Genomic DNA, 13,342 nt, shown 5'->3' with positions numbered 1-13,342 from the left:
TAATATGCAGTTAGAAAAAAGAAAATTAATGGATAAAGAAGCGCCAAACCGTTCTACTAGTATCGTGAACGGTCAAAGTTCCAATATATTAAACTGGGACGATGTAAGATTTAATTGGGCGTATCCAAAATATAAAAAAATGCTCGGTAATTTTTGGACCCCTTTTGAAATTAATATGAGCAATGATATTAAGCAATTTTCGGGGCTAACAGATAATGAGCGAGAAGCATTTTTAAAAATAATTGGTTTGCTTGCCCTTTTAGACAGTGTTCAAACAGACTTTGCAGGAAAAGTAGCAGACTTTTTGACTGATTCTAGCTTGAATGCATTGATGATTATTCTAGCGCAGCAGGAAGTGATTCATAATCATTCATATTCATACGTGCTTTCTAGCTTAGTTTCCAAAGATGAGCAAAACCGTGTATTTGATTTCTGGCGCACAGAGCCTGTTTTGCAAAAGCGAAATGACTTCGTTTTAAAAGGGTATGAAGAATTCGCAGAGCAGCCGGATGTGGATAACTTACTACGCTCTGTTGTATATGATGTCATATTAGAAGGGTTGTTTTTCTATTCAGGCTTCTCATTTTTCTATCATCTTGCCAGACATCAAAAGATGGTCGCTACGAGCACAATGATTAACTATATAAATAGGGATGAACAGTTGCATGTTGACTTATTCGTAAAGATTTATAAAGAGTTATTAACAGAGTATCCACAATTTGATACTCCTGAGCGTGCGAGTGAAGTGGAGGAGATTTTCCGAGAAGCAGCACAGCTTGAGGTCGACTGGGCACGTGAGGTAATCGGTGATAAAATAGACGGTTTAGATATAGAGGACGTGGAAGAATATATTTATTTTTACGCAAATGTACGATGCAACCAGTTAGGCTATGACCGTCCATTCCCCGAATATCGCAAAAATCCATTAAAGTGGATCAAAGCTTATGAAGAAGTAGATTTAGGAAAAACCGACTTTTTTGAACAAAAATCTCGCCAATATGTGAAGGTAAATGTGCAAGATAACGGATTTGATGACTTATAAGAACGGTTTTTGTTTTATCAAAAAAGCATCCATCAATCATTTTTGATTGATGGATGCTTTTAGTTTTCTAACTAACTTACAGAAGAGGGCAGTATGATCGTTACAATTGTTCCTTTGTCACTTGACTCTACATGTATGTGTCCGTCGTGTGCTTCCACAAGTTGTTTCGTTATAGCTAGTCCTAACCCGGTTCCTGATACTTCCGAAGTGGTATTTGTTCCACGATAGTAGCGGTCGAACAGGCTTTCAAGCTCTTCCTTTGGAATTCCCTTTCCTTCATCCCAAATAATTAATTGAACAGTATCTTTCATTTGGTTTACTTTTAAATATACCTTTGTTCCTTTAGGAGTATGTTTTATCGCATTTCCTACTAAATTATCGAGAACTCTTTCAAATAATTTTGGATCAATAAAAACATGTGCATGTTTGTCTCCTTGTGGATCTTGTATATCTCCCCAAACAGAATTTTTAACATACATCTTAAGAAAACTTAAAAGATTCACATCGACTTTATTGATAGCAATTGCATTATTTTTTAATTGATACGTGTATGTTAAATCTTCTATTAAAGCATCCATATAGTTCGACTTCTCTTGCATAGTCTTTGCAAAATTTTTAACTTCTAGATTTGACCAGTCATAATCATCAGAAGCAAGCATAGTGGAATATCCATAAATAGAACTAAGTGGTGTTTTTAAATCATGTGACAAACCAGTAATCCAATCTTCGCGTGACTTTTCAGTCTGCTTTATTTTTCGCTCGTTAGCTTCTAACGTATTTGCTAATCTGGAAAGTGATCGATCAATGTCTTCGTATACACGATATTTTCGTTTAAAACGTCCGGTCTTTTTAGTTCTTAATCTACGATCATCTAAAGGTTTATAGTCTTGCTCGGCTAACTTTTCGATACGTTTAAGAAAAAATAAAACAGGTCGGCCAAAGCGATTCCCAATCCAAAAAGAGAATAAAATAGTAAAGAAAAAAAGAATGAGGTGAAATAAAAGAAGTCCTATTCCAAACTTTTTCATCCCATCTAAAAATGCGGGTTCAAAGGGATAATAATTTGAATTATTCATTCGGACGACAGCGATGGTACCATCTTCAAGTATTTCAGATGCAACAACTTCTTTTCTTTCAGAATAGTTATGGGAACTAGCGAGTATTTCAATCCCACTGAGTGCTTGTTTTTTTTCACCATAAACAACTTGTTTTCGTCTACCTTCTGTCGTATAGATTTCTAGGCTTGCGTCTGCATCCTCTAGTTGCTTTTTGGTTTCATGCGATAAACTTCCGATATTTTCTTGAACTATCATAGATAATAACTGTGAGGCAGGATGTTTTTCGATAAATACTATATATAAGCCATCGCCTTGTTCCCAAACAAAAGCCTCTTTAGTTTTTGTCATTGCTACAAATTGTGATAAAGTGTAGCTTTCACAGCAATTACTGTTATTTTCTGAACTAGCAAGGACTTTGCCATTCTTGTTGATTAATTGAACAAGTCCTGTATTTTCATGCGCTGAATCTATTAACTTTTGAGATAAATGATAGACCCCATTTGAATCCTTGGTAAAATCGGACTCAAGTTCAAATGCATCTAATTCACGAATATCAGAGTAACTATTGCTCTCCATTAGATCATAAACAAAATATACTATCAGTCCGATAGACACAATAAGTAATACACTATAAAAGATAACAAAATATGCTAAAAATCGTGTAGTCATTTTCCCTGATAAACTCATACTAATTCTCCTTACTAATGAGTTTGTATCCGACTCCCCGGATAGTTAAAATAAGTTGAGGATTACCTGGGTTAACTTCAATTTTTTCTCGTAGCTTTCGGACATGAACCATTATCGTGTTATCATCAATAAAATGCTCTTCTCCCCATACTTGAGAATAAATTTGTTCTTTTGAAAGGACCTGCCCAGGATGTTCGCAAAAGAATTGGAGTAAATGAAAAAGTTTTCCGCTTAAAACAGAAGTATCTTCTGCTACAGTCAATTCAGCTGCTGCTACGTTCAATTGGAACCTACCAAAGTCAAACACTTGCTTCGATAAAGGCTTGAAGAAGGAGGAGGTATACCGTTTCATCTGCACTTTTACGCGAGCTGCGAGTTCCATTGGATTAAATGGTTTGGTAATATAATCATCGGCTCCGTACATGAAACCACGAAGCTTATCTGCATCATTTGCTTTTGCTGTTAAAAAAAAGATTGGTGCATCTGATTTTGTGCGGACCTTTTTCGCTAAATCTAGTCCAGTTCCATCCGGGAGCATAATATCTAATATCAATAGATCATAATTATTATGTGAAATGAGTAAGTCTGCATCTTTGTAATTTGTACATACATCAACATGGGTAAATCCTTCTTTTTTTAGAATTATATCAACCATATCTCCGATAGCCTGTTCATCATCCACTACTAATATTTTCGCATCTAACACCAATAACCACTCCAAAATTTAAGAATATTTTAAGGTACGTTTCATTCTGTCATAAGCTTTCTATTTTATACTAACAAAGGAGTGATACGAAATTCTAGGGGGATTTGTTTTAAAATGGAAAGAGTAAAATTGATTGATAGTTTAAGAGGGCTTAGTCTATTCGGTATATTACTAGCTAATATGCTTATATTTCAGTATGGAATATGGGGAAAAGATGAAATTTCTTATTTTTCTCTCTCGGGTATGGATACATGGGCATATAAGTTTATAAAAATAGTAGTAGAGGGTAGCTTCATGCCAATTTTTACTTTCCTTTTTGGCTATTCACTTATTAAGATGGTTGAATCTCTAAGAAATAAGGAAGTAAAAGTGAGATGGCATTTAATTAGACGATTCATATTGCTAATAACACTTGGGATTTTGCACGGGACTTTTTTGTGGGAAGGAGATATTTTAGCATTTTACGGATTTATGGGTTTCTTTTTATTGATGTTTATAAACAGGAAGAAAAAAACACTTATTATATGGGGAGTTATTTTGTTCCTTTTAACAAGTGCTATGGGCTATGGAATTTTAGAAGAAACAAAAGAAGAAGTAGAAAAATTATCTTCCTATATTGTTAAAACAAATGATATTTATAAAAACGGAACCTATGAAGAGATTAAGCATCATCGAAATACAGAAGATCCGCTAATATTCGAAGATAAGTACTTTATTTTTTTCATAGTAATTCTAGCCCCATTTATGACAGCTCCACTATTTTTGTTTGGGATGGCTGCAGCAAAAGGGAACCTATTTACCAGACCGCGAATGGAACAAAAATGGTACAAAGTTGGAGCGATACTTTTGCCAATTGGCCTTGCGTTAAAGAGTGGTAGTGTACTTCTTCAAGAAAATGCTTGGTCTGCTATCTTATTAAATCTTGGTGCCCAGCTTCTTTCTGTAGGATATATTTCTCTATTTGCAATACTATTTACTTCATTTTCTAATTCTATCGTATTTCGCAGTTTTGAAAGTGTCGGAAAGCTTTCTCTAACAAATTATATTTCGCAGAGTCTTATATGTACAACCATATTTTATGGATACGGTTTAGGATTTTTTGGAGACTTCGGAATGTTAAATAGTATAATTCTAGGACTCGTAATCTTTGCTATGCAATGTCTAATTAGTACATTGTATTTGAAAAAATTCCGTCGCGGACCGCTAGAAATAATAATGAGAATCTGGACCAATTTTTCATGGAATGGGTCAGTTAGAAAAAGTAGTAAATCGTTGAAAAGGCGAAAGAAAGTAGAACTTGAAAACACCCCGGTTTAATAAAAACCAGGGTGTTTTGTTTCTTATTCTTTAAGTTAAATCCACTCTAGAATCTCCATTCTGTTTCCAAATGGATCGTGTATATAAATTCTATTTGCACCTGGCAGATCATAATCAACAATATAGTTAATTTCTTTATTTGTTAAATGCTCTTTTAATGATTCAAGATTTTCAATCTGGAACGCAGGGTGTGCTTTTTTAGCTGGTGCGAATGGTTCCTCAATGCCTATATGAATTTGATAATTACCAAATTCAAACCAAACACCGCCTTTTTTCTTTAAAGCTTCTGGCTTTTCTATTTCTTTGAATCCTAGAACCTCACCAAAAAACTGTCTAGCAATTGGTTCTGAACCTTTTGGAGCAGCTAATTGAACATGATCGATAGATTTAAAGATGAATGACATGACAAGTCCTCCTTGTTTCGTTCTACTTTCATCATATGCTCCAAACAGACATTTGAAAATTTTATAGTAATTATTGTTTGGTATAAGAAAAACTTATGTCATAAGCGTCATGTGGACATAAATTTTTGTAGTATCCGGTCAGAAATTGTCCTATACGGTTATAAAAATTTTTATGCGGACGGAAATTTGTTTATACGGTCAGAAATCCATCTTATCCGGACACAAACGCCACAATTCCTACATTTTCAACAAAATTTTATTTAATGTATTTTGATTACGTGCTGTAGATACCATACCAAGCTTCTTCTCAAAAAAGGTGTTTGTAAATTTCGTTTGATGATAATTCTTCGAAAGATTAATAATAATATTTTTTCGATTCCATACGACAAATTCATCATCTATTAAGCTGTCGAGTAATGCTTGCTGTTCATATGATATTTCATTAGCTAAAAACATGACATATACTTGTTCTTTTAAGAAAATGGGGTGCCGTTGTATCTCTTCCAACTCTGCTTTGTTCCTTATTACAACAGGTATGTCAAAGCCGTAAGTTTCAAACAACTCTCTTTCCATTTCAAGAATATCATAAGCTGTATTATCAAAAATGACATTTCCGGTCTGTATATAAGTCCGCACGTTTTCATAACCCATTTCTTCAAAAAGAACCTTCAATGATTTCATATCCACTTTATTTTTTGCACCCAAATTAATACCACGTAGTAAAGCGACAAATGTCATTCTCAGCACTCCCATCCTCAAATAAAAAACTCCTACTTTTATCTTATCTAAATAAAAGTAGGAGTAAATAATAAAAATGATTAACCTAACCAAAATTTGTTTGTGCAGCTTAAAACTAATACCAATAAAAACAAAGTAACTATTATAGCGTCTACTTTCCCAACGGTAATTACGTGAAAATAACTACTTCTGCGTTCACCAGTAAAACCTCTAGCTTCCATTGCAAAAGCGGCTCGTTCCGCTTTCCGAACAGCACCAGCAAGCATTGGAATCAAAACTCTCCGAATGCCAAGCAAACGTTGAATGGCATTTTTCTCGCGCCCGACCCCTCTTAACCTATGTGCTTGCCCGATCTGTGTAAATTCGTCTTTCAAAACCGGTAAAAACTGATAACCTACCATAATGCCATAAGCAATTTTAGGAGAGAGTCTTAATTGTTGCATCAAACTCAACACAAACGTCACAGGATTTGTCGTCAACGCAAACATTAAGGACAAGCTAGAAAATGCTAATACACGAAAGCTTAAGGACATTGCCTGATTCAATTGTGTTTCTGTAAATTCAATATCCCACAATGACCAAATAACTATTCCCGATTGATCTTCGGAAAAAACAAGTGTAGTCCAGAAATAACCGATTGCAGTTATAAAAAATGGAAGCATGAATAACGACCACTTCTTCCAATTAATCCGGCTAAACAATATTTGCAGCACAAGCACTCCACCCCAAAATACAAGGGGAGTCCAAGGGTCAAAATAAAATGCCATCGTTAACATACAGACGGTTATTAATAAAAACTTCACGGAAGGATTCATTTTATGCAAAGCATTTCTCATAACTTAACAATCCTTTCGGAGGAAGCAAATGGTGCTCCAATAATAAACGTTCATTTTTCCAAACATCACTCGCTGGAAACTTCCCCGTTAAACGTCCATCGTTCATCAGTAAAATCGAATCGGCTAGACAGTAAGCAAATTCCATATCATGTGTAACGATGACAAACGTTGACCCTGAACGAGCACGCTCATCAATTAATTGGAATAACTCAGATAATGCTGCAGCATCCTGACCAGATGTAGGTTCATCCATTAAAATAACCTCTCGTCCGTCACATAGCATCGCGGCAATAGCCACTCTACGCTTTTGGCCGTGACTTACTGCAAAGGGATGTGCCTCTGATACTGACTGGAGCTGCAATCGAGTAAGTATTTCTTCTGCATTACTGCCTCCGCCATAAGCTACTTCATCACGTACACTTTTCGTAATAAATAAAAACTCGGGAGATTGCGGAACATACCCTAAAAAACTTGGTTCCACCTTTCCGCTAGTGGGAATTAACTGACACAGTGCCTTCAACAAAGTGGACTTACCGCTACCATTTGGACCTGCTAAAACAGCAATTTCCCCTTGCTTTAATGAAAAAGAGGTTTCTTTTAAGAAGGGCTGAGCTTTTATTTTACTGACAACTATTGATACATCTTCTTTCAAGCTGTTTTTTCTTCTTTCTAAGGGGGAACTCGACTTTCCTTGAATTAATGGAATACTTCTATCAAAAAATTCTCCCCATAAATCCAAACGATGCTCTATAGCAACTATTGTCATTTTTCTTTTCATTTGTAAACAATCCAACCACTCAACATATTTTTTCGCAGCATATGGATCTAAATGAGAGATTGGTTCGTCTAGCAACAAAACTTCAGGCTCCATGATGAGTGCACAAGCAGTTGCAATGCGTTGTTTTTGACCGCCAGAAAGCTTTTGAATAGTAGCAAGTCGAAATTCACTCAAGTTAGTTAGCGTAAGTACTTCACAAATTCTTTTGTCCATCTCTTCCTTGGGAACATGCAAGTTTTCAAGGGTGAATGCTAGTTCTTCCTCTACAGTTTGCATGCAAAATTGTGCATCAGGATCTTGAAAAACAGTCGCAATACGATGATTTATTTCCCCGGGAATATATGAAGTACTTTCTTTTTCAAATAATTTAACAGAGCCAGTTAAAATTCCATCGCAATTATCAGGAAACAAGCGATTACATAAATAAAGTAATGTCGTCTTTCCACAACCACTTGGACCTGTAATTACTACACGTTCACCAGCTTGAATAGTAAATGTAAGCTTGTTCAATATCCATTTGTCCTCATCGGGATAACGAAAACTCACATCTGTAAACTGAATTATGTCATGCACGAACATCACCTTTATTCGAGCGAGAAATTGCATAGCCTCTAAGCGAACCAGTAGCAAGTAGTCCGTCCGACAAAGCTTTACCACCAACACCAGCTATAAGTGCACCGCTTAATATTCGAATACCGAACATCAAAGCCACATATCCAGTGCTAAATACAGTAAACCCTCCTAAAAAGTAACCATATACAAAACTGAAAACGGATGATCCGATACCTGCAAGCATCAGTACCCAAAGGTCGAAACGTTTATAGCGTGTTGCGGCAAACACTGCTTCGGCACCTAGTCCCTGAATAACCCCTGAAAGTATTAATCGAGGTCCTACAGCATTTCCTAGTAACACTTCAATCGCCGCTGCAATCGTTTCTGAAATGACAGCTGCACCAGGTTTACGAATGATATACATACAAATGATTGATACGATAAACCAAATACCAAAAATCCACTCATATGCTATCGGCCCAATAAATCCTGACCAAATATTACCGATATGAACAAATAATAAATATACAATCCCAAACACAACAGCAAATAAAGACATAAGGACAATCTCTTTTAACTTCCATGACTTAAGCATTCAAAATACCTCCATGCGAAGGACTATTTATACTCATCGAAACAGTCATTACCAAATGCTTATATTCTTCTGAGCGAGCATGTGTGAATGTTTCTTCGTAAAATGCAAACACATCATGAATATCCCCGTGAATACCACTTGCATAATGCATGGATTCATTGAAAACACCTCGTTCTTTTGCACGCTCAACCTCTCTATAAATCACATCCATATAATTTGGGTTATTCATCGGATAAAGTGCAAATTGAGATGACACATATTGCTTTGTCGTGTCTTTATTTGCAACTTCATCTCCTTTATCTAAATAGACATCCCCAGCAGTATCTCCAGGGCAGCCAGCAGAAAAGGTACCCGATAAAGCAAGGTGAACACCTGTCTTAGCTGCATGCAGTGTAATTGACTTTGCGACATTGAACACATGCACCTGTTTTCCGCGAATGACAGTTGACACATCGTCTGTATGCATCCACACATTCGATGTATCCGTTTCTCGAAGCGCTCCTTTAATAACTGAAATAAAATCATTGGTCATCGGATGTAAAGAAAAACGAAATCCGACGATAGGGCTTAAACCACATTGCATATAAAAAACCTCCTAAAATTTTTCATAAAAAAAGACTACATCCGTGAAGATGCAGCCACTTATCCAATATGAAAAAAGTCGGAAAGTCACCGCACTTCCTCACGCAGGTATTATCCTGATCGAGTTATAAGGGATCGGAGCAAAAAGCTCGCATCTCAGCCATAGTGGGCACCCCCAGTGCAGAAAACGGTATGTAGTTATACAGATTTTTGTTCAAAACAATCTGTTTTTTTTATGTGCCCCCAGTATACCCTATGAAACTATCAATGTAAATGTAGTTGCAAAATTTCCTTCTTTCGTCCATGCTTGAACCATCAGAAATAGTTGGAGGGTGCTAATTTGGATAAAATATTTATAACACGAAAACTACCAGACGAAGTAGTAAACCCATTAAGAGAAAAATTTGACGTGACGATGTGGCACAGTGATGAGATTTCGATGACCTATGATGAAATAAAATCACAAGCGAAAGATACACATGCACTTTGGACAGTACTTTCCGATAAGGTAGATCGTGCATTAATTGAAAGTTTGCCAAACCTAAAAGTAATCAGTAATTTAGCGGTAGGATATAACAATATTGACGTTGAGGCAGCGAAAGAGCGTGGAATAATTGTGACCAATACACCAGGTGTATTAACTGAAACTACAGCAGATCTTGCGTTTTCTTTACTTCTAGCTACTGCACGACGCGTGACAGAAGCAGAACGGGATCTTCGAGCAGGTAAGTGGATATCATGGTCACCAATGCAGTTAACAGGAATGGATGTATTTGGTGCAACACTTGGAATTATTGGAATGGGACGTATTGGGGAGGCAGTAGCGAGACGAGCGAAAGGGTTTGATATGAAAGTTCTCTATCACAATCGCTCTCGTAAAATCGAAGCGGAAGAACAATTCGGGTTCACTTATGTAGAGCTCGATACATTATTACAAGAATCGGATTTTATCGTTTTATTAACGCCATTAACTGCTGAAACAAAAGGGTTGATTGGTGAACGTGAACTAAATCTTATGAAGGAAACTGCAGCAATTATTAATGTGGCTCGCGGAGGCATTATCGATGAAAAAGCATTGTATGAAGCTTTAACAACTAATAAAATTTGGGCAGCTGGCCTTGATGTATTTGAAGTAGAGCCGGTGCCACTAGATCATCCTTTACTAACGTTGCCGAACGTGACAGTATTACCGCATATTGGAAGTGCGAGTATTCGAACAAGAATGGCGATGATGCAAATGAATGCAGATGATATTGCAGCTGTTTTGGAGAATAAAGAGCCAAAGAATAAAGTTATATAAAAAATACCAGATCAGAGCGATGTTAATTGCTTTTGATCTGGTATTTCGTTTTACTTGGCTATTAAAGTTATATCATTGGCTGTAGCCCAGTTGTTCAACGGTGCAACTGTGTATTTTACTCCTGACTTTAATGTGTTATCAGTAATATCGAAGATTCCGACTGCCCCTTGACGAGAAGAGAAGCGATATTGTGCTTGTACAATGCTGCCATCCTCCCCTTGCAATTGGACGCTGCGACCAGCAAATAGCTCGATACTTGGGTCTTTATCTAATGTTAGTTCGAATGATTTTTCATCGATTGCTTCTGCTGATTGGATCGTGAGTGGTGCAAATTCTTCTCCTATAAAGGTTGGATTTTTGATTTCTCCCCAATCAGATGTAACCGTATATTCTGTACCTGGCGTTAACGATTGCCCTTCTGGCAGACGGAATTTGGGTGCTTGTCTACCATCAGCTGCTTGCGTGAAAGGAATATATTTCGCTGTTATTTTTTCTCCATTATCTGATGTTATTGTCACTGTACGATCTCTTAAGGAAGAAATCACTTCATACTGATTTCCATTTTCATCTTTGTTTTCATCATCTACTTGAAAAGAAAGATCCCCTCTACCAGCTCGATATGCTTCAATAATATTAGCATAATCTGTTACACCATCTTCTTTAAAAGACTCTATTTCAATGGTGTCATTTGACACTTGCATGGTTTTACTTATATTAATTTTCTCTTCACTTGCCTCAAAGGATTGTTTTTCACCGCCTTTAAAGCTTAATGTATATGTTGTACCTGGTTTGTGAATGGTAACAGGAACGATATATGTACTTTCCGCCCCGATTTTTAGCCTAGGAACATTCACGATTCTCATATCATGATCAAATTTAAAATTTTGTTTAATTGTATCCAAGTTTTCTGGATTAACATCATCCTCTGACAGTGGCTGAGAGAAGGTAATTTGTAATGTCATTGCATTTAATGGTTGTAATTCTGTAATCTGTGCTTGTGTGACGTTTTGTGTTTCCTTTTGAGGTTGCTCTTGCTTTTGATCGCTTTGCTTAGTTTGTGCTTCATTATTACACCCAGTTATTGCAAGCGTTAATCCAAGAAGTATAGGTGTTAATATTTTTGTTGATTTCATCTTGTCATCTCCTAAGTAACTAATTTATAATGCTCCTGCTTTTAACAAAATTTGTTCCAATTCTTTAAACTCTTTTTCACGAGCATGCTGTAATGGTGTTACCTGATTATTATCTGGGATGTTCACGTCAGCTCCATGATCTATGAGCAATTGAATTGTTTTCTGTTGGGTTTCATTTCCGTTATTCAAAATGATTGCTTCTAATAAAGCGGTCCAACCTAGATTATTAATATGATTCACATCAATATTAGTACGTGTTAAAAGTTCTTCGATTACATCTACGTATCCATGTTCGGAAGCTGGAATCAAAGCAGTGCCTCCATATCGATTAGTAATGCTTGGATCAGCTCCAGAATCAATCGTCAGCTTCAGGATTTCAAGATATCCTTCTGCGCCAGCGTATAGGAAAGGATTGTTTTTCATGTCATCTTGAATGTTGACATCTGCACCCGCGTCAATTAGAAACTTCGCAGTCTTCACATCGTTGTTATAAGTTGTAATCATAATACTAGTTCGTCCGTTTGCATCCTGGACATTAATATTAACGCCATCCTTCAAAATACTTCTAATTTTATCAATCTCTCCACGGTCAGCTGCTTGAAATAATTCTTTCTCCATTTCTTCTCCCACGATTTCACTTCCCCTATCTTGTTTGATGGATCTTTCCCCTATATTTGATACACATCCTTGAAGTGTGAGAACCAACCCTGTTATTACCGCCAACCATATCTTACTTATCCTCTTGGTTGGACTTCTCATTTAGTTTTCCTCCTTAAAAATATTTTATAGACTTCTGCCTAAAATCATCCTAACCTACGATTTTAAAATCCATCTAAATAATTTCTTAAAAAAAGATAAACTTATTCATAACATTTCTTAATACAATTAAAAAAACCGTTACTAAAACCTAAGTAACGGTAGTAAAGCTTAAACATTAAAGCGATATCCTGCCCCCCAAACGGTTTCCAATAATTTTGGGTGTGCAGGATCTCTTTCGATTTTGCTACGAAGTTTACCTATATGGACAGTCACAGTAGAAACATCTGCTGCCGAATCAAAACCCCATATATTCTCATATAGTTGCTCTTTGTTCAATACTTGGTTCGGGTGCATCATAAGAAACACTAAAAGATCAAATTCTTTTGTAGTAAACGGTAAATCTTCTCCATTAATATTAACTTTTCGTGAGGATTTATCGATAGAGATACCATGTATGAATATCGTATTTGATTTGGTTGGGCTCCCGGATAAGCGTTCATAACGTGCTAAATGCGCTTTAACTCTAGCGACCAATTCACTAGGGCTAAAGGGTTTTGTTATATAATCGTCAGCTCCTAAACCGAGTCCTCGAATTTTATCGATATCTTCCTTTTTAGCGGAAACAAGCAATATCGGGATATTCTTGACTGCACGTATTTGCTTGCAAATATCAAAACCATTTATCCCTGGAAGCATGATATCTAGAATTATCAAATCATAGTTACCTTTAAGGGCGCGTTGAAGACCTACATTCCCAGTATGTTCAATGTCTACATTGAAATCATTTATTTCTAAATAGTCTCTTTGTAATTCGGCAATACTCACTTCATCTTCAATAAGTAAAATATTTTTCAT

General features: G+C 36.3%; 14 protein-coding genes and 1 riboswitch. Of the genes, 3 read left to right on the top strand and 11 right to left on the bottom strand.

Annotated elements, in window-relative coordinates; genetic code table 11:
* Positions 1 to 4 precede the first annotated feature (4 nt).
* Positions 5 to 1,042, top strand: a complete 1,038-nt coding sequence (locus P2Q73_RS00175; protein ID WP_053590953.1) for a ribonucleotide-diphosphate reductase subunit beta — start codon at positions 5 to 7, stop codon at positions 1,040 to 1,042.
* Between the two features lie 71 nt (positions 1,043 to 1,113).
* Here P2Q73_RS00175 and P2Q73_RS00170 read toward each other — a convergent pair whose 3' ends face one another.
* Both P2Q73_RS00170 and P2Q73_RS00165 read right to left on the bottom strand, forming a co-directional pair.
* Positions 1,114 to 2,787, bottom strand: a complete 1,674-nt coding sequence (locus P2Q73_RS00170; protein WP_275782591.1) for a sensor histidine kinase — start codon at positions 2,785 to 2,787, stop codon at positions 1,114 to 1,116.
* Position 2,788: 1 nt separating this feature from the next.
* Complete coding sequence (locus tag P2Q73_RS00165; protein WP_275782589.1) at positions 2,789 to 3,493, bottom strand: response regulator transcription factor; 705 nt, start codon at positions 3,491 to 3,493, stop codon at positions 2,789 to 2,791.
* 114 nt (positions 3,494 to 3,607) lie between these two features.
* Here P2Q73_RS00165 and P2Q73_RS00160 point away from each other — a divergent pair, with 114 nt between their 5' ends.
* Positions 3,608 to 4,810 (top strand): DUF418 domain-containing protein, encoded by a 1,203-nt coding sequence (locus P2Q73_RS00160; protein WP_275782586.1) that lies wholly within the window; start codon positions 3,608 to 3,610, stop codon positions 4,808 to 4,810.
* 35 nt (positions 4,811 to 4,845) lie between these two features.
* Here P2Q73_RS00160 and P2Q73_RS00155 read toward each other — a convergent pair whose 3' ends face one another.
* The 6 genes from P2Q73_RS00155 to P2Q73_RS00130 all read right to left on the bottom strand — a co-directional run bounded on the left by P2Q73_RS00155 (position 4,846) and on the right by P2Q73_RS00130 (position 9,296).
* Entirely contained in the window at positions 4,846 to 5,214 is a 369-nt protein-coding gene (locus P2Q73_RS00155) for a VOC family protein (RefSeq protein WP_053590949.1), read from the bottom strand.
* Positions 5,215 to 5,451: 237 nt separating this feature from the next.
* Complete coding sequence (locus P2Q73_RS00150; RefSeq protein ID WP_275782582.1) at positions 5,452 to 5,952, bottom strand: DUF1697 domain-containing protein; 501 nt, start codon at positions 5,950 to 5,952, stop codon at positions 5,452 to 5,454.
* 80 nt (positions 5,953 to 6,032) lie between these two features.
* On the bottom strand, positions 6,033 to 6,788 hold the full coding sequence (locus tag P2Q73_RS00145) for an energy-coupling factor transporter transmembrane component T family protein (RefSeq protein ID WP_275782578.1): 756 nt from the start codon (positions 6,786 to 6,788) through the stop codon (positions 6,033 to 6,035).
* Complete coding sequence (locus tag P2Q73_RS00140) at positions 6,769 to 8,145, bottom strand: ABC transporter ATP-binding protein (RefSeq protein WP_481747126.1); 1,377 nt, start codon at positions 8,143 to 8,145, stop codon at positions 6,769 to 6,771. The genes P2Q73_RS00145 and P2Q73_RS00140 overlap by 20 nt, the downstream gene beginning before the upstream one ends.
* On the bottom strand, positions 8,132 to 8,713 hold the full coding sequence (locus P2Q73_RS00135; RefSeq protein WP_053590945.1) for an ECF transporter S component: 582 nt from the start codon (positions 8,711 to 8,713) through the stop codon (positions 8,132 to 8,134). The genes P2Q73_RS00140 and P2Q73_RS00135 overlap by 14 nt, the downstream gene beginning before the upstream one ends.
* Positions 8,706 to 9,296, bottom strand: a complete 591-nt coding sequence (locus tag P2Q73_RS00130) for a YkoF family thiamine/hydroxymethylpyrimidine-binding protein (RefSeq protein WP_056828877.1) — start codon at positions 9,294 to 9,296, stop codon at positions 8,706 to 8,708. Before P2Q73_RS00130 ends, P2Q73_RS00135 begins: the two co-directional genes overlap by 8 nt.
* 79 nt (positions 9,297 to 9,375) lie before the next feature.
* Positions 9,376 to 9,482, bottom strand: a riboswitch (TPP riboswitch).
* Between the two features lie 153 nt (positions 9,483 to 9,635).
* On the opposite strand from P2Q73_RS00130, the gene P2Q73_RS00125 reads away from it, so the two are divergent.
* Entirely contained in the window at positions 9,636 to 10,595 is a 960-nt protein-coding gene (locus P2Q73_RS00125) for a 2-hydroxyacid dehydrogenase (RefSeq protein ID WP_056828876.1), read from the top strand.
* Positions 10,596 to 10,645: 50 nt separating this feature from the next.
* Here the strand turns inward: P2Q73_RS00125 and P2Q73_RS00120 are convergent, their stop codons facing one another.
* From P2Q73_RS00120 to P2Q73_RS00110, 3 genes are all read right to left on the bottom strand, one after another.
* Positions 10,646 to 11,728 carry a hypothetical protein gene (locus P2Q73_RS00120; RefSeq protein ID WP_275782569.1) on the bottom strand — a complete coding sequence of 361 codons (1,083 nt, stop codon included), beginning with the start codon at positions 11,726 to 11,728 and terminating at the stop codon, positions 10,646 to 10,648.
* 24 nt (positions 11,729 to 11,752) lie between these two features.
* On the bottom strand, positions 11,753 to 12,487 hold the full coding sequence (locus P2Q73_RS00115; protein ID WP_481747122.1) for an ankyrin repeat domain-containing protein: 735 nt from the start codon (positions 12,485 to 12,487) through the stop codon (positions 11,753 to 11,755).
* A gap of 168 nt (positions 12,488 to 12,655) precedes the next feature.
* A complete protein-coding gene (locus P2Q73_RS00110) occupies positions 12,656 to 13,342 on the bottom strand; it encodes a response regulator transcription factor (protein WP_053590941.1) in 687 nt (228 codons plus the stop codon).

The sequence above is a fragment of the Bacillus sp. Cr_A10 genome (assembly GCF_029222665.1).
Taxonomy (GTDB): domain Bacteria; phylum Bacillota; class Bacilli; order Bacillales_A; family Planococcaceae; genus Psychrobacillus.
The sequence above is the reverse complement of the archived record's forward strand: the minus strand, read 5'-3'. Positions and strand labels throughout refer to the sequence as shown.

Excerpts from the sequence above, each read along its gene's own strand:
- P2Q73_RS00175 (WP_053590953.1), top strand. The coding sequence starts at position 5 with ATGCAGTTAGAAAAAAGAAAATTAATGGATAAAGAAGCGCCAAACCGT.
- P2Q73_RS00170 (WP_275782591.1), bottom strand. The coding sequence starts at position 2,787 with ATGAGTTTATCAGGGAAAATGACTACACGATTTTTAGCATATTTTGTT.
- P2Q73_RS00160 (WP_275782586.1), top strand. The coding sequence starts at position 3,608 with ATGGAAAGAGTAAAATTGATTGATAGTTTAAGAGGGCTTAGTCTATTC.
- P2Q73_RS00155 (WP_053590949.1), bottom strand. The coding sequence starts at position 5,214 with ATGTCATTCATCTTTAAATCTATCGATCATGTTCAATTAGCTGCTCCA.
- P2Q73_RS00150 (WP_275782582.1), bottom strand. The coding sequence starts at position 5,952 with ATGACATTTGTCGCTTTACTACGTGGTATTAATTTGGGTGCAAAAAAT.
- P2Q73_RS00145 (WP_275782578.1), bottom strand. The coding sequence starts at position 6,788 with ATGAGAAATGCTTTGCATAAAATGAATCCTTCCGTGAAGTTTTTATTA.
- P2Q73_RS00140 (WP_481747126.1), bottom strand. The coding sequence starts at position 8,145 with ATGTTCGTGCATGACATAATTCAGTTTACAGATGTGAGTTTTCGTTAT.
- P2Q73_RS00135 (WP_053590945.1), bottom strand. The coding sequence starts at position 8,713 with ATGCTTAAGTCATGGAAGTTAAAAGAGATTGTCCTTATGTCTTTATTT.
- P2Q73_RS00130 (WP_056828877.1), bottom strand. The coding sequence starts at position 9,296 with ATGCAATGTGGTTTAAGCCCTATCGTCGGATTTCGTTTTTCTTTACAT.
- P2Q73_RS00120 (WP_275782569.1), bottom strand. The coding sequence starts at position 11,728 with ATGAAATCAACAAAAATATTAACACCTATACTTCTTGGATTAACGCTT.
- P2Q73_RS00115 (WP_481747122.1), bottom strand. The coding sequence starts at position 12,487 with ATGAGAAGTCCAACCAAGAGGATAAGTAAGATATGGTTGGCGGTAATA.
- P2Q73_RS00110 (WP_053590941.1), bottom strand. The coding sequence starts at position 13,342 with ATGAAAAATATTTTACTTATTGAAGATGAAGTGAGTATTGCCGAATTA.